Origin of the sequence: Paenibacillus sp. BC26, assembly GCF_900116125.1 — a bacterium.
Lineage (GTDB): Bacteria > Bacillota > Bacilli > Paenibacillales > Paenibacillaceae > Paenibacillus_Z > Paenibacillus_Z lignilyticus.
In genome coordinates, this window is sequence record NZ_FPAD01000001.1 from 248,270 (window position 1) to 275,266 (window position 26,997).

The 26,997-nt window shown below is 50.9% G+C and carries 23 protein-coding genes; all 23 read left to right on the forward strand.

Annotated features, from left to right (window positions below):
* Window positions 1–550: 550 nt before the first annotated feature.
* The 23 genes from leuB (at window position 551) to BM412_RS01260 (ending at window position 26,979) form a co-directional block, all read left to right on the forward strand.
* The gene (gene leuB / locus BM412_RS01150; RefSeq protein ID WP_091212701.1) at window positions 551–1,630 is read left to right on the forward strand and encodes a 3-isopropylmalate dehydrogenase; all 1,080 of its coding nucleotides are present in this window, start codon (window positions 551–553) and stop codon (window positions 1,628–1,630) included.
* A 210-nt stretch (window positions 1,631–1,840) separates the two neighbouring features.
* Window positions 1,841–2,389, forward strand: coding sequence for a peroxiredoxin (locus BM412_RS01155; protein WP_091212704.1), 549 nt, complete (start codon window positions 1,841–1,843; stop codon window positions 2,387–2,389).
* Window positions 2,390–2,558: 169 nt separating this feature from the next.
* A complete protein-coding gene (locus BM412_RS01160) occupies window positions 2,559–2,984 on the forward strand; it encodes a hypothetical protein (RefSeq protein WP_091212707.1) in 426 nt (141 codons plus the stop codon).
* A 99-nt stretch (window positions 2,985–3,083) separates the two neighbouring features.
* A complete protein-coding gene (sigI, locus tag BM412_RS01165) occupies window positions 3,084–3,914 on the forward strand; it encodes an RNA polymerase sigma factor SigI (protein WP_371264690.1) in 831 nt (276 codons plus the stop codon).
* Window positions 3,911–5,545, forward strand: coding sequence for an anti-sigma factor domain-containing protein (locus BM412_RS01170; RefSeq protein WP_091212712.1), 1,635 nt, complete (start codon window positions 3,911–3,913; stop codon window positions 5,543–5,545). The genes sigI and BM412_RS01170 overlap by 4 nt, the downstream gene beginning before the upstream one ends.
* A 181-nt stretch (window positions 5,546–5,726) precedes the next feature.
* Window positions 5,727–6,125: an ATP-binding protein gene (locus tag BM412_RS01175; protein WP_091212716.1), complete on the forward strand. Its 399-nt coding sequence runs from the start codon at window positions 5,727–5,729 to the stop codon at window positions 6,123–6,125.
* Window positions 6,126–6,129: 4 nt separating this feature from the next.
* Window positions 6,130–7,503 (forward strand): ATP-binding protein, encoded by a 1,374-nt coding sequence (locus BM412_RS01180; protein WP_091212819.1) that lies wholly within the window; start codon window positions 6,130–6,132, stop codon window positions 7,501–7,503.
* 180 nt (window positions 7,504–7,683) lie between these two features.
* Window positions 7,684–9,219 carry a leucyl aminopeptidase gene (locus tag BM412_RS01185; protein WP_091212825.1) on the forward strand — a complete coding sequence of 512 codons (1,536 nt, stop codon included), beginning with the start codon at window positions 7,684–7,686 and terminating at the stop codon, window positions 9,217–9,219.
* 75 nt (window positions 9,220–9,294) lie between these two features.
* The gene (locus BM412_RS01190) at window positions 9,295–10,560 is read left to right on the forward strand and encodes an MFS transporter (RefSeq protein WP_256256067.1); all 1,266 of its coding nucleotides are present in this window, start codon (window positions 9,295–9,297) and stop codon (window positions 10,558–10,560) included.
* Window positions 10,561–10,658: 98 nt separating this feature from the next.
* A complete protein-coding gene (locus tag BM412_RS01195; protein WP_256256068.1) occupies window positions 10,659–11,594 on the forward strand; it encodes a helix-turn-helix domain-containing protein in 936 nt (311 codons plus the stop codon).
* Window positions 11,595–11,864: 270 nt separating this feature from the next.
* Window positions 11,865–13,607, forward strand: a complete 1,743-nt coding sequence (locus BM412_RS01200) for an ABC transporter substrate-binding protein (RefSeq protein ID WP_091212834.1) — start codon at window positions 11,865–11,867, stop codon at window positions 13,605–13,607.
* 69 nt (window positions 13,608–13,676) lie between these two features.
* Window positions 13,677–14,630, forward strand: coding sequence for an ABC transporter permease (locus BM412_RS01205; protein ID WP_091212837.1), 954 nt, complete (start codon window positions 13,677–13,679; stop codon window positions 14,628–14,630).
* A gap of 13 nt (window positions 14,631–14,643) precedes the next feature.
* A complete protein-coding gene (opp4C, locus tag BM412_RS01210; protein ID WP_091212840.1) occupies window positions 14,644–15,573 on the forward strand; it encodes an oligopeptide ABC transporter permease in 930 nt (309 codons plus the stop codon).
* 12 nt (window positions 15,574–15,585) lie between these two features.
* On the forward strand, window positions 15,586–16,569 hold the full coding sequence (locus BM412_RS01215; protein ID WP_091212843.1) for an ABC transporter ATP-binding protein: 984 nt from the start codon (window positions 15,586–15,588) through the stop codon (window positions 16,567–16,569).
* A complete protein-coding gene (locus BM412_RS01220; protein WP_091212846.1) occupies window positions 16,562–17,536 on the forward strand; it encodes an ABC transporter ATP-binding protein in 975 nt (324 codons plus the stop codon). The genes BM412_RS01215 and BM412_RS01220 overlap by 8 nt, the downstream gene beginning before the upstream one ends.
* Before the next feature lie 257 nt (window positions 17,537–17,793).
* Window positions 17,794–18,759: a CehA/McbA family metallohydrolase gene (locus BM412_RS01225; RefSeq protein ID WP_091212849.1), complete on the forward strand. Its 966-nt coding sequence runs from the start codon at window positions 17,794–17,796 to the stop codon at window positions 18,757–18,759.
* A complete protein-coding gene (locus BM412_RS01230; protein WP_091212852.1) occupies window positions 18,756–19,712 on the forward strand; it encodes a CehA/McbA family metallohydrolase domain-containing protein in 957 nt (318 codons plus the stop codon). Before BM412_RS01225 ends, BM412_RS01230 begins: the two co-directional genes overlap by 4 nt.
* A gap of 9 nt (window positions 19,713–19,721) precedes the next feature.
* Complete coding sequence (locus BM412_RS01235) at window positions 19,722–21,080, forward strand: MATE family efflux transporter (protein ID WP_091212854.1); 1,359 nt, start codon at window positions 19,722–19,724, stop codon at window positions 21,078–21,080.
* 42 nt (window positions 21,081–21,122) lie between these two features.
* Window positions 21,123–22,463 carry an aspartate aminotransferase family protein gene (locus tag BM412_RS01240; RefSeq protein ID WP_256256070.1) on the forward strand — a complete coding sequence of 447 codons (1,341 nt, stop codon included), beginning with the start codon at window positions 21,123–21,125 and terminating at the stop codon, window positions 22,461–22,463.
* Window positions 22,464–22,595: 132 nt separating this feature from the next.
* On the forward strand, window positions 22,596–23,984 hold the full coding sequence (locus BM412_RS01245; RefSeq protein WP_091212859.1) for an ABC transporter substrate-binding protein: 1,389 nt from the start codon (window positions 22,596–22,598) through the stop codon (window positions 23,982–23,984).
* A gap of 88 nt (window positions 23,985–24,072) precedes the next feature.
* Window positions 24,073–25,011, forward strand: a complete 939-nt coding sequence (locus BM412_RS01250; RefSeq protein ID WP_091212861.1) for a carbohydrate ABC transporter permease — start codon at window positions 24,073–24,075, stop codon at window positions 25,009–25,011.
* A gap of 25 nt (window positions 25,012–25,036) precedes the next feature.
* On the forward strand, window positions 25,037–25,867 hold the full coding sequence (locus BM412_RS01255; protein WP_091212864.1) for a carbohydrate ABC transporter permease: 831 nt from the start codon (window positions 25,037–25,039) through the stop codon (window positions 25,865–25,867).
* A gap of 5 nt (window positions 25,868–25,872) precedes the next feature.
* A complete protein-coding gene (locus BM412_RS01260) occupies window positions 25,873–26,979 on the forward strand; it encodes an ABC transporter ATP-binding protein (protein ID WP_091220065.1) in 1,107 nt (368 codons plus the stop codon).
* The last annotated feature ends 18 nt before the right edge of the window (window positions 26,980–26,997 follow it).

Here is a 26,997-nt window from a genome sequence, read left to right on the forward strand (position 1 = left end):
GGGCTAAATAAGGCCTCTGTGATTCGTTAGAATTTTTGAGGGGCTATATTCTCACAAATAAGACCTCTGTGATTCGTTAGAATTCTCGAGAAGCAACTTTATCGCGGCATTCGGCGGAGCGGATTGGTTTGCGCGAACAATCATCAGTAGTTGGACAGCAGCATTCGACTTGTTTGATTGGTTTGCATGAAATATAGTGGTTGGACAAGCAGCATTCGGCAAAGCGGATTGGTTTGGCGAAAAATCATCAGTAACTGGACCTGCAGCAGTCAGTTAAGCTGATTGCATTTCGCGAACAATCGCGGGTTGGACATGCACCAAATCAGCTAAGCGGATTGGCCATCGCGCGCCTATCTTTTTAGACTTATTCGCTCAGCCTATAAAAGTCATAGCTTTCATATCTTTGTCAATGTCCGCTACTTGTGGTACAACTAGGAGTAGACTGAGAATCATAATCAAAGGACGGCTATAGAGGATGCTTACTGCGCTGCACGACGATGGCGACAGCTGCTGCTTCTCAAGTCCTGAATAAAAGGAGAGTCAATCAGACATGGCAGACGTGAAAAAGATTGCAGTTATCGCCGGTGACGGAATTGGACCGGAGGTTGTTGGCGAAGCGATTAAAGTAATGAAGAAAACAGAGGAGCTGTTCGGCTTCCAATTCGAGTTTGAGCATGGCTTGTTCGGCGGTATCGCGATCGACGAGAAAGGTACTCCGCTTCCGCAAGAAACGCTCGATATTTGTAAAAATGCCGATGCCGTACTGCTTGGTGCAGTTGGCGGACCGAAATGGGATAACAACCCGAAAGAGCTTCGCCCGGAAACAGGCTTGCTCGGTATTCGTAAAGCATTGGGCCTCTTCTCCAACATTCGCCCAGCGAACGTATTTGACTGCTTGATGGAAGCTTCCACGCTGAAGCCGGAAGTGCTTGAAGGTACTGACCTGATCGTTGTGCGCGAGCTGACAGGCGGCATCTACTTCGGTGAGAAATTCCGCCGCGAAGGTGCTAACGGTGAAGAAGCGGTAGATACGTGCGTATACAACGTTCAAGAGGTTGAGCGCATTGCTCGCCAAGGCTTCGAAATTGCGCAGACTCGCCGCAAGAAGTTGGCGTCGGTTGATAAAGCGAACGTACTTGAAACTTCCCGTCTATGGCGTGAAGTAGTAAACCGGATCGCGCCGGAGTACCCGGATGTGGAGCTTGAGCACGTACTGGTCGACAACTGCGCGATGCAATTGCTTCGCCGTCCTGCGAGCTTCGACGTTATCGTAACGGAGAACATGTTCGGCGATATCATCAGTGACGAGGCAGCGATGCTGACCGGCTCCATCGGTATGCTTTCCTCCGCTTCGCTTGGCGAAGGCAGCTTCGGCTTGTACGAGCCGGTACACGGCTCCGCGCCTGACATTGCCGGCCAAGGCATCTCGAACCCGATCGCAACGATCCTATCGGTTGCATTGATGTACCGTTTGACGTTCGGCTACGCAGAAGCAGCACAGTGCATCGAAGATGCAGTTAAATCCGTGCTGGACGCTGGCCACCGTACAGGCGACATCGCTGTCGATAAGAGCAAAGCAATCGGCACAGTTGAAATGGGCGATCTGATTATCGCAGCATTGAAGAAATAATATAGAATAATTATAAGCAAGTAATAATTTCAATTTTGATTTTGTAATAAGGTGTTGGTATTACGCTAAACGTTGTTGTCAACAATGAGGTTTATTGCAGCACATGATAGCGCAGCAAGCGCAAAATTGTGCGGCGAGCGGTTCAGTTGTGATTGGGTACAAGCCTAAGCCTCTTCCGAACGCATCGCGCAATCTCAGGAGGGAACAACAATGGCAGAACGTTTGGTAGGTCGTCTTGCTCCGGATTTCTCGATGGAGACAGCAACGGGTAATGGGCAGGGTTTCAGCTCGGCAGCACTTTCCGATTTCAAAGGTAAATGGCTGGTCCTTTTCTTCTATCCTCTGGATTTCACATTTGTATGCCCGACTGAAATTACAGCTCTTAGCGAAGCTGCCGGTCAATTCGGCAAAATCGGAGCAGAAATCCTTGGCGTATCCGTGGACAGCAAACACTCCCACCGCGCTTGGATCAACACGCCGGTTAATGACAACGGTCTTGGCCAATTGAATTTTCCGCTTGCTTCAGACCTCACGAAGAACGTTGCTCGCGACTACGGCGTCCTGATCGAAGAAGAAGGAATCGCGCTTCGCGGTTTGTTCATTATCGATCCGGAAGGCGAAGTCAAATACCAAGTTGTTAACCACAACAACGTTGGTCGCAGCGTCGAAGAAACTTTGCGCGTATTGCAAGCTCTGCAATCCGGCGGTCTGTGCCCGATCAACTGGAAACCAGGCGATTCTCACCTGGTTGCGAAATAAGAATCGACATCCTGCATACGATCAACCCGGGACCTCTCCAGAGGCCCCGGGTTTTTCTATACTCTGGAAACGCAGGAAAGCAGGAATTTTGCCAGAGAGGCGCGAATAAGTTAAACAAGGTTTCAGATGTGATTGATGAAGGGTAATGGAGGCTAAGGAGGAGACTGACATGAGCTTTTGCTGTGGAGCAAGCATGATCGGCACGAATGGCACGCTGAAGCATTTTCGCACGCATATTCATAACGTTCCTATTCTTTTCTGTCCAGTATGTCATCGCGTTGAAATTCATCACATGATTGAGAACGAATATGAGATTCTTGCTGAGTATGCACACGGCGACGGCGCATCGGAAGTCGACTTTATTGAATATGTAGAGCAGGAAGAGAAAGAACTGTTCGAGAACTGTGTAAACAATGAGAACGAAGATCCCATGGATGTCGTGACCAATCAAATCGATATGGCACTTGATCTCTTAAGCTTTGCGAAGCAAATCGCGGATGAAGCTTGGGAAGCGGAATTGAAAAAGCGGCTCGGCGTATTAAACCAGCGGCGTAATAAGCTACTGCAGCGACGAACCTCCGAAGGATATTGCTAGATACGAAATGCCTCCTGACGAAGGAGGCTTTTTCTTTTATATACCAATGTGTTCGACCCCCTCAAGCAAAAGGGACATCACGAAAAATGTAAATGTGAGGTGGAGCGGTTGTTACTTGTTCTGTTCAAACGGATTTTTGGCGGTAAGCCCGATACGTCCGCTGTCACCCTGGATACGAAAATCACGCCGGAAGATATGGTGGAGATGATTCGCGGCGGCGAAGCTTCGCGCAATGATTTTATCGCGTCGTATAAGCCGTATATTGCGAAGGTGACAAGTCGATTCTGCAAACGATATATTGATCCTACTCGTTCGGATGAGTTCAGCATAGCGCTGGCTGCCTTCGACGAAGCGATCGAACAGTTCTCAAGTCAGGCAGGAAAATCGTTTCTCGGCTTTGCCGAAACGGTCATTCGGCGCAGGCTTATTGACTATGTCCGAAAAGAACAAAGGCATGCCGGCATTGTTCCATACAGTGCCTTTGATCAGGATGACGAGGAAGAAATGACCGTCAATCCTATAGAGATGAAAGAAGCGCTGCAGCGGTACTCCGTTGCGCAGGACGTGGAAGCCAGGCGCCTTGAAATCAGCGAGTATGACAGCCGGCTGAAGCAGTTTGGCATCTCGTTTGCCGAACTGCCTGATTTATCGCCGAAGCATTCCGATTCCAGGATTCTGCTAATCTCGATCAGCAAGCTGCTCGCGAACGCTCCGGAGCTCTACGAGATTATGGAGACGAAGCAGAAGCTGCCCATTAAAGAGTTATGCGAAATGGCAGGCGTATCCCGCAAAACGATCGAGCGGAATCGCAAATACATCATAGCCATTGCACTGCTACATAACGGTGATTATCCTTACCTGCAGGAATACATACAGCCCCAAGAGCCACCACAGCAGGAACAACCCCAGGTGAAAGGAGTGAGAGCATGAGTCGTGGAATTGTAATGGAAACAGGCCACAAGTACGTAATTCTTCTAATGCCGGATGGGCAATTCCGCAAGGTGCCTACAGGCCGGAAACCTCAGGTTGGCGAAGAGTTCAGCTTCACAGAGCAGCGAAGATTCGCCCAGCCGCGTAAATTGTACAGCTTTAGTGCAGGTGCGGCAGCGATTCTGCTTCTCCTCTTTGTTCCGTTTCTGCTAAACCACATGAATCAGGGACCGCAGGTTGTCGCTTATCTGACGATGGACGTGAATCCAAGCATCGAGCTTGGCATCACAGAGGATGAGCATGTTGAAGAGCTGCGCGCAATTAATAACGACGGCGTAGATGTAACGAAAGGGTTGGCGTATAAAGGGCTGACGCTTGAGCAAGTCACGGAAGCGATTATGGATCGAATCAGTGCCGGCCCGTATCTGAACAGCGGTGAAGGCGACGTCATTATTACCAGTGTACTCGTAGCTAATCCGGCAGTTTCGGAATACGAGAATACCGTTACGACGCATATGGATGCTGCAGTACGCAAGTCGCTTTCGAAGACGGATAAAGGCCGCAATTTGAAGGTCGAAGTGACGACACTTTCAGCTCCTAAAGAGATTCGCGATGAGGCGAAGCAGGACGGTCTGTCAGCAGGGAAGCTGGCTTTCTACTTAATGGCGAAGAAGCAAGGCCATAAGGTGTCGATTGAGCAGCTCAAGACGCAGTCGATTCACAAGACGGCGAAGCCATGGGGCGGCGTGAAAGCAGTCATCAATGATAACAACAAGCCGGCGCCATCTGTAACGAAGAACGGGCAAGAACAAGGGGATACGGCAAAGAAACCGGAAGAACCGACTACAGCTCAACCAAAGCAGACTTGGGAGCAGCAGAAGGAACAGCAGAGAGAGCAGTTAAGAGAGCTGCTGAAGAAAGAGCAAGAGAAGCGGGAGAAGAAGAAAGACGATCGCCGCGGCAATCATTCGGGGTCTGATAACAACAAGTCAGGATCGAAGGATAACAAGGGGCAAGCGAACCTTGGCATAGGCAAGGTCATCAGCGCGGACACCAAGAAGGACGATAACAAAGGCAGCAATAAGGGCAATGCCAAAGATAACATTAAAGGCAACGGCAAGGATGATAACAAATTCATCAACAGAGGCTGGAATCGCGGGAATCATTCCTCAGGCGGAGGCATCGGGGCACCTACTCAGAACTCCCCTCAGAAGGGGAATGTCATTCGCAAGGACGATGAAACCAGAGACAACAGCCATAACGATGACGATGGAAAAAATGACAATAAGCAAAACGTTGACGATCGCAAGAACGAGGATCGCAGCAACGACCAAAAGGGCGGCCAGGGCGAAGTGAAAAACACTTCCGATGGTCGTCATAATGGCGTTTTAGAGGATGATAAGAAGCAGGACGATCGCAAGAGCAACAGCACGAGTAAGAACAACACCAGGAATAATGACCGAAATTCAGGGAAACAAAACGATAAGAACAGCGGGAAGTCGAGCGACCAGGGTAAAAAGACCGATAACAAAAACGATAAGAACGACGATCGGAATCAAGGAAAAAACTTCAGTAACGACAAGGGGAACAACGAGGGGAAGAACGGACGCGAACAAGCAAATCACAATTAGCATAGGTTACCGAAGGCGCAGACATCGACTGCGCCTTTCGTACTACGTTTTTTCGGTATGATTCGACAGGATCTCCTGTTGACAGAAAAAGCACGTAATTACTATGATTATTGTAAGCGATCTCGGGCTCGGAACCTGCATAAAGAAAGCAATTTTTTGATGTGCGGAGGCGAGAAAAAACGTGGAAATGCTCCATATTCGGGAAAAGGCTGATGCGATCAAGGCACGACAAAGAGGAAGAGACATCGCGAAGGCGGTCGGCTTCAGTCTTGTTGATCAGACGGTAATTGCATATACGATTTCCGAACTAGCGCTTCAGCTCATTTCATTCTCGGAGAAGGGACATATGACCATTCGGCAAATCAGTCCGTCCAAAGGGGAACCCGCCGGTGGCATTGAAGTCAGACTTTTCGATCATTTTCGCGGATCCAGTCGAATCCATCTTCAGTTGATAGAGAAATTGGCAGACGATATTGAGCTGTCACATGATCAGTTACGAGGAACCATGATCACACTCCGTAAATGGATTGTTACTCCATTGCGCATGGATTCGCCGAACTGTGCAGCAGGAGAGGAGTAAATCAATGCAGGCCATTCGAAAGCGATATTTTCCAGCGCTGGCTGAATATATTCGAAGCGGCAGCGAAGCATCGCTTTTTGAAGCGACTGAAATCGGGAAGCTGCTTCACGGCATTCATCCGGAAGATATTATCGCCATTCATGAAGAATCGATGCAGATGCTCGTTGCTAACGTGGAATCAGAAGAAGCGCTCAACCTGTACAGCCGTTCGTTTATTTTTCTGATCGAGCTTATGGTCGCTTTCCGATTCCGGCTTCAGCCGGAACAAACACCGGAGCAGCGCTTCAGCGAGATGCGGGACATGCTGCTCAGCTCGCACCGCTCTTTCCGCATGGTGAAGAACAAATACGAGAATGTCTTGCAGCATATGGACAGCGGCATTGCGATTCTGGATAGCGACGGGATTGTCTCGTTTATCAATGTACAGATGGCCAAGCTGCTCGATATCCCCCGCAAAACGTTAATCGGCTGCAATTTGACCGATATTCTATGGCATAATCAGCTAAGCCGGAGCAAGAAGCGCATTATTCTCAGGCTCTATAAAGAAATGTTTTTGCGAAGAAGCCGTTATCTGGAATTTCAAGATGTGAACGGTCGCTTCCTGCTCGTAACCGTTACGTACGGGGACCAGCTGGACGGCGACTATTTATTCAGTGTCAAGGATGTCACGGAATACAAGCAGATTGAGCAATCGGCTTATCAGAACGATAAGCTGGCGATGCTGGGTAAGATCGCAGCTGCTATCGCGCATGAAATTCGCAACCCCCTTACTTCCATCCGTGGTTTTATCCAACTCTTGAAGCCTCACCTCACCCAATTAGGGAAAGAAGAATATTCCCGTATTATATTGACTGAAATTGATCGTGCGAACGACATCATTTATGAGTTTCTCAACTCCTCGAAGCCATCTGCCCCGATGAAGCAGAAGGTGCTGATTAATTCGCTGCTAAAAGAAGTCATTCTCCTCTCCGACAGCGAGGCGCTCATGAAGGGCTGCCAAATTCATCTGGAAACCTATGACGAGGATCTCTCCACTTCCATTGATGTGAAGCAGATCAAGCAGGTGATTTTGAATATCGTTCGTAATGCCATGGACGCCATTGATGAATTGGGCGGTGAACGAAGCGGCCGAATTGATATCATTACAAGGCGAGACGGCAAAGACGCCGAAATTACGATCCGCGATAATGGGAAAGGCATGGATGTCGTGACCAAATCCAAGCTGTTCGACCCCTTCTTCACGACGAAAGCCGCAGGTACGGGATTGGGCCTTTCGGTTAGCTATCGTATCGTCCGCAACCACGGCGGGAAGATCCGTGTTTCGAGCAGCAGCGGCGAAGGTACGGAGTTCAATATCTATTTGCCATTGGCGGAATAAAGGATTAGAATCGGGGTATAACCCGTGTTAATTGCAGAAGTTGTCTTGCAGCGGCTGATCATGCTTGTACTTCAGAGCTGCACGGCAAGGACGAACCAGGAAATCGGGGAAACCCGGTTTTTTTGTGTTGATTAGGCTTGTGCAGACTACGAGTTTCAAGACAGGAGTTGTGTACAGACGATGAGTATTACATTCACATATGAGACGAAGAGCGCGCGGAGTGCAGCGGATGCTGCCGATGTTGTCGTAGCCTTCATCAGCAAGGAAGAATTAAAGCAGCCCGGAGGGGCAGTTGCGGGCATCCATCCACAGCTGGACGAGGCGCTTCGCAAGCATGTGGAGAAGGAGCTGTTCAAGGGCGATCTCCGTGAGACGCTCGTGCTGCCAACCTTAGGGCTGCGGCCGGAGTCGCATGTAATCTTCGTCGGCATTTCCTCGCAGGACCATCTAACGGTTGATGGACTGCGGGATGCAGCGGCGACAGCGGCTAAAGCAGCCAAGCGGTTAAAGGCTGTGCGCGTGCAGCAGCTGCTGCCTCAAGTACTATCGATTGGAACGGCCGTGTTCACGGTATGTCAGGCAGCGCAGGCCATGACAGAGGGTTATATTCTCGGCTTATTCACGCGTAAGACGGCGAAGAAGATCGACAACCGCAGGCAATCGCTCGTGAATGCAGTTGCTTTCACGGTGACACAGGCATTGCCGGAGCCTCTGGCAGCCGCAGCATCGGAGCAGTGGGAGAGCGGTACCCGGCGAGGTGCCGTATTCGCAGAATCCGTCGTGTTAGCCCGGGATTTGATCAACTTGCCGGGCAACACATTGACTCCGGAGGTGCTGGCGAACGAAGCACAGACGCTGGCTAAGGCTTATAACCTCAATGTTGAAGTGATGGATGAACAGACTTGCGAGAAGCTGGGCATGGGTGGCCTTATCGGCGTCGGCAAAGGCAGCATCCACCCGCCGCGCATGATTGTTATTCAGTATGAAGGCGCTCCTGGGGACGAGGACAAATGGGGCATCATTGGCAAAGGCATCACCTTCGATACAGGCGGGATTTCCCTGAAGAAGGGCCTTGGCATGGAAGAGATGATTTCCGATATGGGCGGCGCTGCCGCCGTACTGGGATTGGTTCGTATTCTAGGCGAGCTGCGACCGAAGCTTAACGCGGTCATCGTCATTCCGACCGCGGAGAATATGCCTTCCGATCGGGCCATGAAGCCTGGTGACGTGCTTACGATGATGAACGGCACGACAGTTGAGATTGTAAATACCGACGCGGAGGGACGGCTCGTTCTGGCGGACGGACTCACGACAGCAATCCGCCGCGGGGCAACGAAGCTCATTGACGTTGCTACCTTAACCGGCGCGGTTATGGTGGCGCTTGGGGATGTCGCTACCGGCGTCGTCACGAATGATGAGACACTACAGCAGCAGGTGATTCTCGCATCCAAGCGAGCCGGGGAACGCATCTGGCCGATGCCCGCATTCCCGGAATTCCGCAAGCAGCTGGACAGCGATGCTGCGGATATGAAGAATGGCGGCGGACGATACGGCGGCGCAAGCATCGGCGGGTTGTTCATCGGTGCCTTCGCAGAAGAGAAGCCGTGGGTGCATTTGGATATCGGCGGTACGGCATGGCTGGAGCGGGATCGTTCATGGGAAGTTAAAGGCGGCACGGGAGTTATGGTGCGCACGCTGGGCGAACTGCTCGTTTAACCTTTTATATAGCGCGGCCATTCATAGGTGTAACATCACGAGGGAGATATCCGCATGAATTTCTTCAATCACTTAATGTCTGTATTTCGCCGAAAGCAAATGTCCGAGCAGCGCAGAGGCTTGCTGACTTCCATCATGGAAGGCATTCCGGCTGTCATTATTGCGAACCTGCTTGGCGGTCCGATCTTAACCATTTACGTTGTATACTTGGGCGGCTCGGCATCTGATGTCGGGCTGGTCATGGCAATTCCCGCGCTTGCCAATCTCGTGCAGCTGGCGGCGGCTTTCTACATGCAGCGGCTGAATAATCGCAAGCTGCTCCTCACGATATTCGGTTCGGTCCATCGATTGTTCTGGGTTGCAACCGGGCTAATTCCGTTCTTCGTTTCGGAAGGGCTGCAGGTCGAGGTCTTCATCGGTTTGTTTCTAATCTCCTTTATTTGCGCCTCTACCAGTGCCGTCTTCTGGACCTCAATCGTTGCAGATATGGTGCCGGCGCAAGTGCGCGGACGGTATTTCGGCATCCGGAACACCATTCACTGGGCCGTTGGCAGTATCACACTGCTTGTTGGCGGTCAGATTCTGGAGCGAATGAATGCGGAGACCGGATTTGCCGTTCTCTACATTGTCAGTGCATTATGCGCGGTCTGGAACGGGATTGAGCTGTGGCGTTATCCGAATCCGCCGTTCGAGAAATCAGCAGCCTCCAGCTCGGCAGCACTCTTCCTTAAACCTCTTAAAGATAAAGGCTACATGAAAGCGACGATCTTCATTGCGGTGTTTATTTTGCTGCAAAATGCGGTGGTCCCGTTATTCTCGTACGTCATGCTAGAGACGCTGCATATCAGCAAGTGGGGCATTACGGTACTCACGACGGTCCAGATGCTGACGACGATGTTCAGCTACTATTATTGGGGCACTCTCAATAGTAGATTTGATTCGCGGACGCTGCTGCTGTGGGCGCTGCCGATTATCGCGGGGTCTTGCGTCCTTTGGGCAGGGATAGAGATATTGCCCGTTCTGCTTGTCCTGACCATCGTTAATATCGCGCTTGGCGCAGGGCTTGGCGGCTATAACTTGCTTGTCTTTAACTTTATTATCGGCGATACGCCAAAGTCCGATCGACCGATGTACGTTGCGGTGTTCTCGGCGCTTACCGGCGTGACTGGGTTTGTCGGTCCGCTCTTCGGCGGCTGGCTCTATAAGCAAATCGAGGACAGTCCGTATTGGCTGCAGAGCTACGGCATATCACTTCTTGCAGGAGCAGCCCTGCTTCTGCTTGCGCTTACCGTAGGTCCGATCGTGTTTCGAGCGGAGCGCAGCGAGCAGCAGACGTTATAACAATTTCTTTGAATGCCTTCCCAGCCGGGAAGGTTATTTTTTTGTAATGGGGAACCGAAAAAATTCGAAGTGGTGCTCAGCGAAGATCAGTTGCTATAATGATAGGCAGAGAGGGGCGTTACGTCATGGAATACAGCTTGGACGTGAGATTCAAACCATTATACGAAATCATGGGCAGCTTGCATGCCTATGTTTGCCGTAAATCGCATAAAAAGCTCGATTTAACTCCGTCCTGGGCCAAACAGGTACGCCAAATGATCACACCTGAGTTAGCGGATGTACTGGATCGCGTTCAGATCGACGGCGACTGGAAACTGACGTATTTACTCGTACATTTATGCCCGGGAGAAGATGTCGCCGATTTCGTGGCATGGCTCAAAGGGATGTCGGCGGGAGATCTTTATGAATTAATGTCAACTTACGGTAACCAATTCCCGGTTCAGATGGGTGAATTTCGCGATCAAACCATCAATCTGTTCGAGCAGTGGAATGATCAATATTTTCGACATATCGATCCCTTTATTCTGGAAGGGCTTCGCGAACAAGCGCATATCCGCAAGGAAGCGCTTCAGTCGACGGATCCGATTGCCTTCATCGATGAGACGACGAATGGGCTGTCATTCGCACCGATCAGTGGACTGGAACAGTTGATTCTCATGCCACAGTATCATTTTCAGCCGATCAACGTTATTTTCAACTTCGGCAAAGTGACCATTTGCCACTACGCAGCCAGAATTTATGCGGAGGACGAAGAATTTCTGGCGCCGCATGAGTATCGCATGATCCGAAGCGTGGCAGAGAAGAGCCGATTAAAGATTTTGAGATACCTCAACCAAGGGCCGCGCTCGTTCATCGAAATCGTGCGCCATATGGAATTATCCAAGGGGATCACCCATGATCATATTGCAAAGCTTCGCTATGCCGGCATGTTATCGGCACACTTCGAAGGGGAGACGCTTACTACTTATAGCCTAAGGACGTGCGCCTTGGAGCAGGTTCATAGCAAAATTATCGGTTATATCGAGCAGGGCTGAGGATAGAACTGTTCAAGAAGATCAGCTTTCATAAATCAACCGCTTCCACACGCGTGATTCCACGGTGGGAGCGGTTTTTTTGTTTGCTGCAGTTTATCCGGAGAAGTGGATGTTACCAGTAAACTTTTTATGAATTCTTTAAATAAAGAATAAATTTTGGGTTCTCTATTTACAGAACCGCTTTTCGATCCTATAATAAGGACGAAGAAAGTCGAGTATTTCTATCGGAATTAATGGGGCGCGAAAAGCTGCCTAATCCAGGAGGGTATCATGAAGAGAAAAATTGTAAGCTTATCGACAGCCATACTTGCGAGCGCCATTTTGTTATCTGCTTGCGGCAATAATAATACAACAGGGGCTGCCAACCAGACCGAAGTGAATCAGCCTGCAGCGAATACGAATAACGCAGCGAACACAACCGCACCGGCAGAGGATGCTTCCGGACTCTTCACTGCGGCAGACATGACTAAACTTCCGGACATCGCCAAGAAGCGGACGGATACGATCATTGTCGGATTAACCGATCCGAGCGGAGCGTTCACGCCGTACTTCCAGCAAAGCGGATATGATGGCAACGTCTCGTCGTTGCTCTACACGCCGCTAGTCAAAGTCGATGACAAAGGACTTCCGATTCCCGGTCTAGCCGAGAAATGGGAAGTATCCGCGGACAACATGACTTATACGTATCATCTTCGCAAGGATTTGAAATTCAGCGACGGTTCTCCGCTTACGGCCGAAGATGTCGCCTTTACGTGGACGATTCTGTACGACAAGTCGTACGACGGCGACTCCATGGTCAACACGCTGCATATCCAAGGCGGCGATGCCTATAAAGCGGGGACGGCGGCCAACATTTCGGGAATCAAGGTCATAGACCCGCAGACGATAGCCGTTGTGCTTGAGAAGCCGAACGCCAGTGCGTTGACCCTGCTTGGATCCGACGTGCTGTCCAAGGCGTATTACGGCAAGGACTACAAGCAAGGGCAATTGGATTACATGAAGAAGCTAAGCGGCAGTCCGCTCGGCACCGGACCCTATAAGCTGGAGAAATTCATTCCGGGCCAAGAAGTTCGCATGATTGCAAACGAGAATTACTTCGATGGCAAACCGAAAACTGAGCATTTTATATACAAAACCGCACAAGGCGATACGTGGCAGTACCTGGAAACAGGAGAGGTGGATTATGCGTCGTTCACGGCTACAAAGGAAAATATCGATAAGCTGAAAGCACTTGGCTTCGTCAATATTCTTCCGTATACGCCAAGCACGTATGGCTATCTTCAATTGAACCTGAAACATCCGGCATTGCAGGATAAGCTGGTCCGTCAAGCGCTCACCTACGGCTTGGACCGTCAAAGCATTTATGTGGATGCTGCGCAGGGAGCAGGCCAAGTAGCGAACATTCCATCTTCTCCGATCTCATGGTCGTATACGGAGGAAGACATCAATCCGTATAAGTTCGATCCGGAGAAAGCGAAGGAGCTCTTGGATCAAGCGGGCTGGAAAGCAGGAGCAGACGGCATTCGCGAGAAGGATGGCAAGAAGCTGACGATCCATTACCTGGGCTACAAAAAGCCGGAAACGGATGTCTTTATCGCGGTAGCCAAAGAAGATTTCGAAGCTCTGGGCATCAAATTCGAGCCTGAAGTATTCGCGGATTTCAACGCGCTTGTATCTAAGGTGGAAGGCGGCGATTATGATATGGCTTCCTTCTCGACGTCGCTCTTGACCGACCCGTCGGATGGTTTGCTGCAATTCGTTGACGGCGAGATTCCGGGCTACGATGATGCGACCTTCAAGGAATTGTACGCGAAAGGTTTGGCAACTTCGAATATTGAAGAGCGCAAAGCCGTGTACAAGGATATTTACAAGCTGCTGAACGATCAGCTGCCAATCATCTTCACGAATTATAAGAAGAGCGTGTATGCCTATAACGGACGGATTCAGAATCTAAGCGTCAGCCCGTTCAACGGCCTTGCTCCAAGCTTGCCGAATTGGACGTTGAGTCAATAACGATACAAACGAATGCTATTCCCTGCTCGGATCTTCCCGCGCAGGGAATAGCAGGTTAAGGAGTCCATTATGAGCACTTACATTACCAAGCGTATCATATATATCATCGCCATTTTGTTCGCTTCTTCCTTCTTGATCTTTTGCCTGTACGCGTTGACGCCGGGAGATTTCATCACGGGAAATATCAAGCTGACGCCTGAGCGCAAAGCGGAGCTCCGGGAGATCTATGGGCTGAATAAGCCAGTGATCGAGCGGTATGCGATTTGGATGAAGAATGCGTTCCATGGCAATTTCGGTTATTCGTTGTCGCAGCAGAAACCGGTTCTCACTTTGTTTAACCAATATATTTGGAATTCATTCCTGCTTGCGGCCGTTTCCACGTTTCTGACCTGGCTGATCGCGGTCGTCGTCGGTGTAATCGCTGCTTACAAACAGTATTCATGGTTCGATACGTTCGTCATGGTGGCGCTCTTCGCCGCGATGTCCATCCCTTCGTTCTTTATCGGGCTCTTCCTGATCAAGATTTTAGCCGTCGATTGGAAGTGGCTGCCTCCGGGAGGCATGATGACGACGGGCAGCAATGCAACGGGATTGGCCTATGTCAAAGAAGTCATACACCATATGATTCTTCCGGTGATGGTCATGACGCTGCTCGGAGTCGGTTCTTTGACGCGTTACTTCCGCAGCAATATGATTGACGTTATTAAACAGGATTATATTCGTACGGCCCGCGCGAAGGGGTTAAAAGAACGCAAGGTGTTGTTCACGCATGCGCTGCGCAACGCGCTGTTGCCCGCCATTACGCTGGTCGGTTTCGAGCTTCCCGCGCTGTTTGGAGGGTCGTTGATTATCGAGAAAATTTTCAACTGGCCGGGAATCGGGCAGCTCTACATGCAATCCTTCGGCTTGCGGGATTATCCGCTGCTAATGGGATTCACTTTGTTTATTGCCATATTGACCGTCATCGGCACGTTGGTCTCGGACATTCTATACCATGTCGCCGACCCGCGGGTCAGGCTGTAGGAGGACCAATCGGATGTCAACGACTCATAGTGAGGGGACTGCAGTTATTTCGGCCCCTAAACCTAAACCTGTATATACGTCGCTATGGAGTCAATCCTTGAGGCGACTGCTCAAGAACAAGCTGGCTGTGTTTGGTTTTGTTGTCGTGGCGTTCATGTTCGCGGCATGCTTCATCGGTCCGCTGTTCTCGCCGTACACCGATAACAAAATCAATATGGCCTTTATGAATAAGGCGCCGAGTCTTAAGCATTGGCTGGGCACGGACGCGCTGGGACGCGACGTACTGACCCGTGCACTGCAAGCGGGACGAATTTCATTGACCGTCGGCTTGGCTTCGATGGTGCTGTCTGTTTTCGTTGGCTCGCTGCTTGGGGTGATTGCCGGCTATTATCGGGGGATCGTCGATCAAATCATCATGCGTCTGGCAGATTTGCTTCTGACGATTCCAAGCCTGCCGCTTCTATTCATCTTAGGTGCACTGCTGTCAGAATGGAAAATACCGACGGACTATCGCATGTATATCGTCATGCTGATGCTAAGTATTGTCGGCTGGCCCGGGCTTGCCAGAATGGTTCGAGGGCAGATGCTTAGCCTGCGTGAACGAGAATATATGCAAGCAACCGTCGTCCTCGGTCTTCGTGACCGAAGGAAGCTATTCAATCACTTGTTACCGAGCTTGGTGCCGCTGCTCATCGTCATTGCCACATTGAACATCGGCGGGGCGATTCTATACGAATCCGTCCTGAGTTACTTCGGACTTGGAGTCATGGCGCCAACACCAACGTGGGGCAATATGATCGATGCCGCTAACAATATGATCGACTTTCAAGACCATCCGTGGCTTTGGATTCCGCCCGGTTTCTCGATATTCGCGACTGTCATCGCGATTAATATTTTCGGGGATGGATTGAGGGATGTCTTGGATCCTAAGCAGAAAAGGTAGGTGTACGTGAGCATGGATAACGTACTTGATATAGAGCACTTAAGCACGATTTTCAAAACCGAGGAAGGTGTCGTTCGAGCAGTAGATGACGTCAGCTTACAGGTTCGCCAAGGCGAGATCGTCTGTATCGTCGGGGAATCAGGCAGCGGGAAGAGCATCACCGCGATGTCGGTGATGGGCTTGGTCGAAGCACCGGCAGGTCAAGTGGTCGGCGGAACGATTTCATTTCATGGCGAGAACTTGCTTACGCTTAGCCGCAATGAGCTCCGTACCGTACGGGGCAATGAAATCGCAATGATTTTCCAAGAACCGATGACCTCGCTCAACCCTGTGCTCCGAATCGGGGAGCAGCTGATGGAGCCGTTGATGGAGCATCTGAAGCTCAGCAGGAAAGCTGCGCGGAAGCGGGCAATTGAGCTCATCGGCGAAGTAGGAATTGCGCGCGCAGAGCAAATTGCGGATTCGTATCCGCATGAGCTAAGCGGCGGCATGCTGCAGCGGATCATGATCGCCATCGCGATTTCGTGCGGCCCGAAGCTGCTGATCGCCGATGAACCGACGACTGCACTTGACGTTACGATTCAAGCGCAAATTCTCGATATGCTGCGCCGCTTCAAGGATGAATCCAATATGTCCATATTGCTCATTACGCATGATCTTGGCGTCGTAGCGGAGATGGCGGACTATGTTGTGGTCATGTACGCGGGGAAAGTCGTAGAGGAAGGCGAAGTTGTCGCTTTGTTCGAAAGTCCGAAACACCCGTACACGCAAGGCTTGCTGAAATCCAAGCCCATTATCAACCAGCGCCAAGATGAGCTGTATTCGATTCCCGGACAGGTTCCGAATCCGCTGGAGCTCGTCCCATCCTGCTACTTTCATGACCGGTGCGCGCACTGCATGGACATTTGCAGAACAAAGCAGCCCGATTTAAAGGACATCGGAAATGGACAAAAGGTCGCATGCTGGTTGTATGAGGAGGCGATGGCGTATGTCTGAGGTACAACAGCCACTGCTCGAGGTAAACGGGCTAAAGAAATATTTTCCGATCAAATCCGGTCTGCTCAGCCGTACAGTCGGCAACGTCAAGGCCGTTGATGATATCAGCTTCTCGATTAAGCAGGGCGAAACCTTCGGTCTCGTTGGAGAATCCGGAAGCGGGAAAAGCACGGTAGGGCGGACGATCCTGCGACTGACGGACAAAACGGCCGGTGAAGTGAAGTTCAAAGGTGTTGATCTCTATAACTTGCCTCCCGAGGAATTACGCAGGCTTCGCCCGAAAATGCAGCTTATTTTCCAGGATCCATACAGCTCGCTGAACCCTCGCGTTCGTATCGGCGATGCGATTGGCGAGGCGCTGCTCGACCATGGTCTCGTGCCGAAGGAAGAGATACGCGATCGGGTCATGGATGTTCTGGCCGCTTGCGGATTGTCGTCGTATCACATCGATCGGTTTCCGCATGAATTCTCAGGCGGTCAGCGCCAGCGTGTCGGCATCGCTCGAGCCCTCGTCTTGAATCCCGATCTGATCATTGCGGACGAGCCGGTCTCTGCACTGGATGTATCCATTCAGGCACAGATTATTAATTTATTTCGCAAGATGCAAGACACGCAGGGCTTAACGTATTTATTCATTTCTCATGATCTAAGTGTCGTCGAGCATTTATGCTCCCATATCGGCGTGATGTATCTTGGCTCGATGATGGAGACCGCTTCTCGCGACGAGCTGTTCCGTAATCCGCTGCATCCGTACACGAAGGCTTTGCTCTCGGCCGTGCCGATCCCGATTCCGAAGCTGAAGCGCGAGCGAATCGTGCTGAGCGGGGAGCTGCCAAATCCGGCGAATCCACCGTCCGGCTGCAAGTTTCATACTCGCTGTCCCTTTGCGGTAGCCCGTTGCCGTGAGGAAGTGCCGCTGTTCAGAAATGTAGGGAACGATCATAGCGTCGCTTGCCATCTTGTATAACGTTATTAGGACTAATTAAGAAAAGAAACAGCCGCTCTGACATCAAGGTTGTCAGGGCGGCTGTTTTTTTGTATTCGGCTTGCTTGAATTGAATAAGGAGTCGATGTGGTTTGATGTTTGTTTTCGTTTGTTAAAGAGTATTAACTCCGTGTTAATTTTCCCGGAATCGATTGAACCGCACAGTTTATCGTTGTATTCTAGTTATAAACCACATAAAACAATTTATAAAACAACAGAAAACCAAATGGAGGCAGGACATGAAAAATATCATCTTGCTAGACCGCAATAAACCGATCTACAAAGGAAACCTACACCTTCACACCACCTGGTCAGACGGCCGGTTGCCTGCCGCGGATGTCGTTCGAGCTTTCAAGGAGAAAGGCTATCATTTCATTTCTCTCAGCGATCATGATATTTATACGCGCACCGAGGAGTTCAATACGCAAGACTTTATTACGCTTCCGGGAACGGAGCGCGGCGAGCTGAACCCGGTGCCGGACAAGAACCCGGGCTACCACTTTGGGGTATTGGATGATCCGACCGTCGAACCGGAACAACCGCGCTACGAGCATCTGCACGCTTTCCCTACACCTGTACCGTGGGTTGGCGATCATTCGCCGCAGCTGTTGATCGACGAACTGCGCTCCCACGGTAATCTCGTCGTGTTCAACCATCCAGAGTGGCACTTGACGAGGTTCGAGGACATGGTGAAGTACGATGGTTTCTTCGCCGTTGAAATCTACAATCATGCTACGGAATGGTCGACTGCCAGCTCATACGGTGCCGCCTATTGGGACCATGCGCTGCAGAACGGCAAACGCGTATATGGCATTGCAGCAGATGATTCACACAGCCACGATCCGAATTGGAAAATACCCGAGTACGGCGGGGGATGGGTTCAGGTGCAAGCGGACTCGCTTACGCATTCGGATGTCATTCGCAGCCTTAAGAAGGGACAATTCTACTCGAGCTCCGGTCCGGAAGTGTACGATCTGCGGGTGGAGAACGGCAGGCTGAAGATTGAATGCTCCCCATGCAAGTTCATCATGTTCAAAGCATTCCCGCAGCGCGGGCCATTCTTCGGCAATTTTATGTCCGGCGAACCGCTTACGCAAGCGATGATGGAAATTGAAGAGGACATGACCTATATCCGCGTGGAATGCGTTGACTTCGAGGGCAATGTGGCTTGGACGAATCCTATATTCGTGGAGGTTCTGCTATGAAATCGATGAGTTTCCTAAATAGAAGCAAACGCAAGTATAAAGGTAATCTTCATTCGCATTCAACGAGAAGTGACGGTCAATACGAGCCGGAAACGGTGATCAAGGCCTACCGCGAGAAGGGCTACGATTTCATGTGCCTGAGCGATCACGAGATTTACTGGAAATCGGAAGCCTACGACGATGAGCGCTTCTTGATGCTGAGCGGTTACGAAATGGCCTGCGAGATGAGCTGGAAAGAGACGGGGCAGCAATATCATATCCACGGCCTGCTCGATCCGTCGCTTGGCTCCACGTCCGAATTCGAGCATAACGAAGAACATCCGAAGCCGGATTACACCGGCCTGGACACCATTCAAGAGCTAATCGATGAGATGGGGGCAAAAGGAAATCTCGTCATTATGAATCATCCGACCTGGTCGCGCAATAAACCTGAGGATCTGCTGCAGCTTCAGCATTATTTCGCCGTCGAAATCTATAATCACCAGTCCGAGCTCGATGAAGCGGTTGGTTATGGATTAAGGCACTGGGATTACCTGCTCAGCAATGGGCGCAAAGTATTCGGAATCGCGGCAGACGATGCGCACGGCGGTCCGATGGACAGCGCGATTTCGGAGTTTTTCGGCGGATGGATATCGGTTGAGGCAGAAGGCTTGCGACAAGGGGACATCATAGAAGCCTTGAAAGCCGGCAGCTATTACTCCTCGAACGGTCCGGCCATTCACGACATGCGAGTGGAAGATGGCTACTTGAAGGTCGAATGCTCGCCCGTCAAGTTCATTAAATTTATAACGCATCCCTTCAATGGCCGCACGGTGTTCAATCGGGATGCTTCGGCAGTAACGGAAGGCGCGTTCCTTCTGGATGCCGGGATGCGATACGTTCGCGTCGAATGCGTCGACTTCGAAGGGAATGTCGCTTGGTCCAATCCTATATTCCCTGATGATTGGATGTAGACATCGGCTATGAGCAGCTCTGAATCGCATACTGAATTCCGTCAAAATCTGATCAAGCTGGTCATTCCGACCGTGCTTCAGATGCTGATAGGCAACTCGTTTTCCCTGGTAAATACGCTTATGGTCGGCGGACTCGGCGATACGGCCATTGCGGTCGTCGCTGCGGTCGGACAGATCGGATTCATACTAAGCATGATTTTGTCAGGCGTATATGGCATTACAGCTTTTATTACCCAATTCCATGGCAAAGGAGATCGGGCGTCCACGCAGAAGGCGTTCTCCTTGATGCTGACCTCCAGCATTGGCATAACGCTGGTGCTGGCAGGGGCTGTGTGCGTTTTCCGCCATGGGATCTTAACGGCCTTCATTAATGATGAGGAGGCCGTTGCCTATGGCGTGCACTATCTGACCATTCTGTTAGCGGTCTATCTTATTCATTCGGTGAAGGATGCGTTTGGCCAAGCGCTCGGATCCATCGGCCTGGTCACACCAACGCTCATCGTGGGCATCATCTCGATGTCCGTTAACGTGATACTCGATTACGCTTTGATTTACGGCAAATTCGGGTTTCCCGCCTACGGCGTAGAGGGAGCGGCCTATGCAACGCTGGTTTCGTCCGTCATCAGCTCCGTTGCGCTTATCGGGTACGTTTATGCCAGGAAAGCAGTGTTCAACATTCCTTTCAAGTCGCTGTTTTCGTTCAAATTATCGTTCGCGAGAAGCTTGTACCGAACGACGATGCCGCTGGTTCTCCATGAAGGACTCTGGTCGGTCGGCAACATGCTGTACGCGGTGGCTTTCGGTTACATGGGCGTGACGGCGCTCGCTACCTTTCAGCTGTCGCGAACATTCAATGGATATTTCATGATGGGTATTTTCGGATTCGCGTATGCCGCGAAAGTCATGATTGGACAGAAATTGAGCCACGAGGACCCAAGCGAAGCGATCCTCTATGGAAGAAAGTTTACGAAGATAACGGTCGTGATCGCGTTATTGGTCAGTGCAGCTGTCGCCGTGTCCAGTCCCTTTATCGTGAAGCTGTTCGGCAACACGAGCGAGGAGGTTAAGACGGCTTTTGGACATGTCATGTTAATCCAATCGCTCGTGCTCACAGCCTATTTCCTCAATAATGTATGGATTGTCGGCCTGTTCCGCGCAGGCGGAGATAACGTTTATACGATGAAGCTGATCCTGGTTACGACCTGGTTCATTTCATTGCCGCTCGTCTTTGCCGGTGTCTATCTGTTTCACTGGCCGGTCGAATGGGTGTACGTTGTATTTGCTCTGGAAGAAGTATCGAAAGCTTGTATCGGATTTTTCCGATATCGATCGAATAAATGGGCCAAAAACTTGGCGCAAAGTATCTAGCACCTATGAAAGGGGAGCGACAAGTTGGAATTGAAAGCCTTTTTGAGAACGGAAGGGGATATCAACCTTACTTCGGAGCGGAAGCTTTGGCAAGAAACGCACTTAAGCGAGGAAACGATGGAAGTGCTGCAGGAAGACAGCCAATATTTTATCCATCAATCCATGTCGACCCCGTGTCTTAATGTTGTTACCGATGCGGATGGCATCTACCTCATCGACATGGACGGACGCAAATATATGGATTTCCATGGAAACAGCGTCCATCAGGTCGGCTACAAGAATCGATATGTAATCGACGCGGTTAAGAACCAGCTCGACGAGCTGCCGTTCCTACCTCGCCGGTTCACGAACCCCGTCGCAATCCAATTGGCGAAGAAGCTGGCCGAGCTTGCGCCGGGCGACCTGAATAAAGTGTTGTTCACGCCGGGCGGTACGAGCGCAATTGGCATGGCGCTGAAGCTGGCTCGCAAAGCTACAGGCAAATTCAAAACGATCTCGACCTGGGATTCGTTCCACGGTGCAAGCTTGGATGCGATCTCGGTTGGCGGAGAGGGCGTATTCCGTAACTCCATGGGCCCTCTGCTTCCGGGCACGGAACACATGATGCCATACAACAGCTACAGATGCTTCATGGGAGATTGCGATGGCTGCGGCTTGAAATGCTTGGACTACCTGGCGTACATGCTGGAGCGGGAAAGTGACGTTGGCGCGATCATCATGGAGCCGGTTCGAAGCACGGATATTCAAATTCCGCCGAAGGCGTATTTCAAACGGCTGCGGGAGCTATGCGACCGCTATGGTGTGCTGCTTATATTGGATGAGATTCCGACAGCGTTCGGCCGGACGGGGAAAATGTTCGTGCACGAGCATTACGACATCGTGCCGGATATCGTGGTAATCGGCAAAGGTTTCGGAGGCGGCGTGTTCCCGATGGCGGGCATTATCGTTCGCGAAGGGCTTGACGTCGCGCAAGACATTTCGCTCGGTCACTATACGCATGAGAAAAGCTCGGTCGGCTGCGCCGCGGCGCTGGCCACGATTGAATATATCGAACAAAACGGCCTCGTAGAGCATGCGAGCCAAATGGAGAAGGTTATTGAAGCTAGATTGCGAGACATGAAATCGCGATATATGCCGATCGGAGACGTGAGAGTCATCGGAATGATGGCGGCGATCGAGCTGGTTACGGACCGCAAAACGAAGGATAAGGCAAGCGATGAAGCGGAGAAAGTGATGTACCGCTGCATGGAGCGAGGGCTCAGCTTCAAGGTTTCCAGCGGGAACGTGCTTACTTTGGTGCCGCCGCTAATTGCCACCGAAGAACAGCTGGTTCTGGCTTTGGACATCGTAGAAGAAGCGATTCAACATGTTTATGGCTTATAAAACAACATAACAACAAATAAAACAACAGTAAACAAAATCTTAACGTTGTTTTTATCGCGATTTTACAAACGGGCTCTATACTCAATCTTGTAAGGCATCAATTCGAGAGATTCGAAGGAGGAAGTATAAGCTGTGAAGAAATTTGCTGGAATTGCTTTGACAATGGTTATAGGTATGGGGGTTTTGGCGGGCTGCGGAGCCAACAACGACACAAACACATCCGCTAATGCTCCTGCTAACAATGCGAACTCAACGGGAAACACGGAACCTAAGGTCGTGACGATTTCGGTTCGAGAGAATACATGGGGAGCACGCAAAGATAACTTCATCGAAGCAGAGAAGCGCACAAACGAGCAGCTGGCTTCCGAGAACGTACAAGTGAAGCTCGATTGGTGGCCGGGCATTGGCGACGACGAGCTCGTCCTGCAAGCACAAGCCGGCAAAGTCGCGGATGTCTTCATCAACTCCAGCGTTGACATCGGTTGGGAGAAGGACGCGGGTCTGATCCGCGATATCGATTGGGTGAAGGATTCTGAAGTGTTCAAGAGCGTACCGGAATCCTACACGAATATTATGAGCTACGACGGCCACTACTATGGCGCGATTCAAGATATGGATGCTTCACCGGTTTTCATCAGCCGTAAAGCACTGGAAGGCATCGGCTGGACGAAAGACCAAATCGACGGCTTGAAAGCCAAAGTCGACAGCGGCGAGTTTACCTTCCAAGATCTGGTTAACCTTGCCGATGAAGCAAAGAAGAAGAAGCTCGTGAAGATCGGCTTCGCCGTAGAGGATACTCGTTTCGAGGGTTGGAACTACGCGTTTGACTTCGTAAACTACGATGCGGCGCAGAACAAAATGATGCTGACGCCCAAAGCGAAGGACGTCTACGCATTCTGGGCAGATGCCAAGAAACGCGGCGTTATCGCAGAGAATATCGGCGATGTTGACACAGACATGTCCGCACCCATGTTCGTAAAAGGCGAGATCTTCGCACAATTCGCGCGTACGGAATTCTACCAAATGATGCGCGAAGCAAACGGCATGAAAGATGATGTGCAAGCTTACAACACATGGTTCGATCAGAACGTAGTTTGGATCCCGGTTCCTTCCGCGACCAAAGGCGGCAAGCCGGTGTCCTATAGTAACCCAGCTATGATCTTCGTTGGTCCTACCGTTGACGATGAGAAAATGCCTTATGTACAGCGCTTAATCGAGAACGTGCTGGCTCCGGACCTGCAAATTAACCATACGGTCGTGAGCGGCAAGCTGCCGGTAACGCCGGAAGCGCAAGAGGATGCGCGTTTCAAGGAAATGTCCTTCTATAAGGATCACGCTTACCTGGTTGAGTTCACGAAGACGCGTCCGGCTCTCCCGGATTACGCCGTATTCACCAAAGGCTACACGCTTGGCATCGATGCGATCTTGACCAAAAACGCAACGGCTGAAGAAGCTTATGAATTGTTCGAGAAGGAAGTTAAGCAAAACGTACCAGCCGATCATCTAATCATTGAGGAATAAGGCATAAGAGGAACAGGCGCTCAACTCCCGACGCGGGCGCCTTTCCTTTTTCTCAGCACGCTGCACACCGGATGGAGGCCGCAACGAAATGAACTCAGCACAAGCGCTCGAATCAAAGCCGTACAAGAAACCTGTTCGCAAAATCATTTATCCGTATCTGTTTATCATGCCGTTTGCATTGCTCGTCTTCGTTTTCTTCGTCTTACCGGCGATTGCGACGGTAGGTATGGCTTTCACGGATCTGAACGCGTCCATGAAACCGCATTTCATCGGCTTATCCAATTTCAAACGCATATTCACGGACTATAACCTGCCGCAAATTCTAGGTAATACCGCCGTATTCGCCATTCTTACTTTGGTCATCTCGCTGCTCTTTGCGCTTGTGATTTCCATTGCGACGCAATATTTTCTTAAAGGCAAAGTGACGGCTGTCATTTATAGAGTGTTTTGGCTTATCCCGAGTATCATTCCGTCCGTCGTGTACGTCACCTTCTGGAAGTTTATTTTCGATCCGACCGAAGGCGGCTTGATTAACGAATTTCTGCAAAATATGGGTGTCATTTCGGAGCCGGTCTCTTGGTTTACGAAAGGCGCGATGGCCATTGTCATTCTGGCGACCATCGTTTCAACGGTATCAGGCGGCATGATCTTATTGTCCTCGGCAATCAACTCCATTCCGGAGGATTTGTACAAGGCGGCGCGGGTCGATGGCGCAAGCGAGAAATCCGTCATTCTCAAAATCATACTGCCGACCCTCAAGTGGCCGCTCATGTATATCACGATCTCGGATTTAATCGGCTTCGTATCCTCGTATTTCTTCATCATGCTGCTCACGAACGGCGGTCCGATGCGGGATACGACGACCTTATCGCTATACGCATTCCAGCAAGCATTCAATCTCAAATATTATGGCTACGGGGCAGCGGTATCGCTGATCGTCGTGTTCATTTCCTTCGTGCTGACGCTGCTATTGATCCGCCTGTTCGATTTCGATCAGATGATCAAGCCTTCTCGTATCGAAGACTAATCCAGAAGACCGGTGGTGAATCCCGATGTCGACCAGCACGTTAAAGAAAGTGCTTGTGCACACTTATATGACGCTATTTACGCTTCCGATTGCCGCCATGATCGTTTGGTATTTTCTCGCAGCGACGATGAATTTCACGACCGGGGAGTTCTCGCTCGATAATTTCTCTTTCTTTACCTCTCCGGTTGAGTATTCCGGCGTGAAGCTGCCGATGATCTGGCCGATTGTGCTCAATACCATCGTCTACTCCCTTCTGATTGTCGCAATCGAGGTTGGGATATCGGTGCCGACCGCCTATGCGTTCTCGCGGCTGGATTTTGTGGGCAAGGGGGCGGCGCTGAAGTTTCTGTTCCTGATGCGTTCGTTTCCCGGTATTACGCTCATTATCGCAACGTTCTTTATCCTGGTCAAAATGGGCTTGGTGAACACCTACCTCGGCGTTATGCTCGTGGCAACAACAGGCTCGCTTCCGGGTTTGGTGTATATCATGAAAGGGTTCTTCGACGAGGTGCCTTGGGATATTGAATGGGCCGCTATGGTCGATGGATCCAGCCGATTCGGCGCATTCCGGAAAGTGCTCGTTCCTTATGTATTTTCCGGCATCGGGGCGATCGCGGTATTCGCTTTCCTAGGCGCTTACGGCGAGTGGTTTCTCTTCACCTTGCTCATCTTCGATGATAAAATGCTGACGCTGGCCGGTTACTTGGCGAAGCTCGTCACCAAGGAGAACCATATCATGAACTACGGCTTGATTACCGCTATTGGCTTGTTCTATACGCTGCCGGTTGTGCTGTTCTATATTTTCACGCAGAAGATGTTTATGAAGGTCAATATGGGAGGGGCGAAACAATCGTGATTACAATGAGGAATATCGTCAAATCCTACGATGGCAAAAAAGAGAGCGGAAGAGCCGTAGACGGGCTCGACCTGGAAATTCCAAAAGGGGAATTCGTTGCGTTGCTCGGCCCTTCCGGCTGCGGCAAAACGACAACGCTGATGATGCTTGCGGGACTCCTCAAGCCAACCTCGGGCGAAATTTTCTTCGGAGACCGGATGGTTAACCACGTGGAGCCCAAGGATCGCAACATCGGGATGGTGTTCCAGTCCTATGCCTTGTACCCGCATCTTACGGTGCGCGACAATATCGCGTTCCCGCTGAGGGAGCGTAAAATACCGAAGGCGCAGGCCTATGAACGCGCGAAGGAAATGGGCCGAATTCTGCAGATCGACCATCTGCTCGACCGCAAGCCGTCGCAGCTGTCCGGCGGTCAGCAGCAGCGGGTAGCGATGGCGCGCGCCTTGGCGAAAGACCCCGAGATTCTGCTGCTCGACGAGCCGATGTCCAATCTGGATGCGCGGCTGAAGCTGGACGTTCGCGATGAAATCCGCAAGCTGCAGCGTCAGCTCGGCGTGACGACGATTATCGTGACGCATGACCAGGAGGAGGCGCTCGCGATCTCCGACCGTGTCGCGATTCTGAATGGAGGCAAGATCCAGCAATATGCACCGCCTGAGGAACTGTTTAACCACCCGGTAAACCTGTTCGTCGCCAGCTTCCTCGGCAACCCGCCGATGAACCTGATTGCGGGGAAAATCGAACAGCGTGATGGCGTGCAGATGATCGTGACGAAAGGGTTTCCATACACGCTGCCGGAAACGCGCAAATTAGATGTTAAACATATTGGCAAGCAGGTTCATCTGGGCGTGCGGCCACATGATATTACGTTGACCCATGCTGCGGACAAGCTGGGGATTCCGATGAAGGTTGACCTCATCGAGCATTTGGGCAGCGGCAAGCTGGTGAAAGTCATCGATCCGGAAAACAAGCTGGAGGGCATGATTCGTTTTCTGGCCGATAACGAGGCCGATGTTCATTCCGGCGACATCGTCCATATTCGATTCCGTGACGATAAGTTCCATGTATTTGATTCGACTGCGAACGGGCTCAATCTGATGCAGTATCGATAGATGAAAGCGGAAGCTATT

Bases quoted from the DNA above. Each gene is read 5' to 3' on its own strand.
- leuB (WP_091212701.1), top strand. From the start codon at position 551: ATGGCAGACGTGAAAAAGATTGCAGTTATCGCCGGTGACGGAATTGGA.
- BM412_RS01155 (WP_091212704.1), top strand. From the start codon at position 1,841: ATGGCAGAACGTTTGGTAGGTCGTCTTGCTCCGGATTTCTCGATGGAG.
- BM412_RS01160 (WP_091212707.1), top strand. From the start codon at position 2,559: ATGAGCTTTTGCTGTGGAGCAAGCATGATCGGCACGAATGGCACGCTG.
- BM412_RS01170 (WP_091212712.1), top strand. From the start codon at position 3,911: ATGAGTCGTGGAATTGTAATGGAAACAGGCCACAAGTACGTAATTCTT.
- BM412_RS01180 (WP_091212819.1), top strand. From the start codon at position 6,130: ATGCAGGCCATTCGAAAGCGATATTTTCCAGCGCTGGCTGAATATATT.
- BM412_RS01185 (WP_091212825.1), top strand. From the start codon at position 7,684: ATGAGTATTACATTCACATATGAGACGAAGAGCGCGCGGAGTGCAGCG.
- BM412_RS01190 (WP_256256067.1), top strand. From the start codon at position 9,295: ATGTCTGTATTTCGCCGAAAGCAAATGTCCGAGCAGCGCAGAGGCTTG.
- BM412_RS01195 (WP_256256068.1), top strand. From the start codon at position 10,659: ATGATAGGCAGAGAGGGGCGTTACGTCATGGAATACAGCTTGGACGTG.
- BM412_RS01200 (WP_091212834.1), top strand. From the start codon at position 11,865: ATGAAGAGAAAAATTGTAAGCTTATCGACAGCCATACTTGCGAGCGCC.
- BM412_RS01205 (WP_091212837.1), top strand. From the start codon at position 13,677: ATGAGCACTTACATTACCAAGCGTATCATATATATCATCGCCATTTTG.
- opp4C (WP_091212840.1), top strand. From the start codon at position 14,644: ATGTCAACGACTCATAGTGAGGGGACTGCAGTTATTTCGGCCCCTAAA.
- BM412_RS01215 (WP_091212843.1), top strand. From the start codon at position 15,586: ATGGATAACGTACTTGATATAGAGCACTTAAGCACGATTTTCAAAACC.
- BM412_RS01220 (WP_091212846.1), top strand. From the start codon at position 16,562: ATGTCTGAGGTACAACAGCCACTGCTCGAGGTAAACGGGCTAAAGAAA.
- BM412_RS01225 (WP_091212849.1), top strand. From the start codon at position 17,794: ATGAAAAATATCATCTTGCTAGACCGCAATAAACCGATCTACAAAGGA.
- BM412_RS01230 (WP_091212852.1), top strand. From the start codon at position 18,756: ATGAAATCGATGAGTTTCCTAAATAGAAGCAAACGCAAGTATAAAGGT.
- BM412_RS01235 (WP_091212854.1), top strand. From the start codon at position 19,722: ATGAGCAGCTCTGAATCGCATACTGAATTCCGTCAAAATCTGATCAAG.
- BM412_RS01250 (WP_091212861.1), top strand. From the start codon at position 24,073: ATGAACTCAGCACAAGCGCTCGAATCAAAGCCGTACAAGAAACCTGTT.
- BM412_RS01255 (WP_091212864.1), top strand. From the start codon at position 25,037: ATGTCGACCAGCACGTTAAAGAAAGTGCTTGTGCACACTTATATGACG.
- BM412_RS01260 (WP_091220065.1), top strand. From the start codon at position 25,873: ATGAGGAATATCGTCAAATCCTACGATGGCAAAAAAGAGAGCGGAAGA.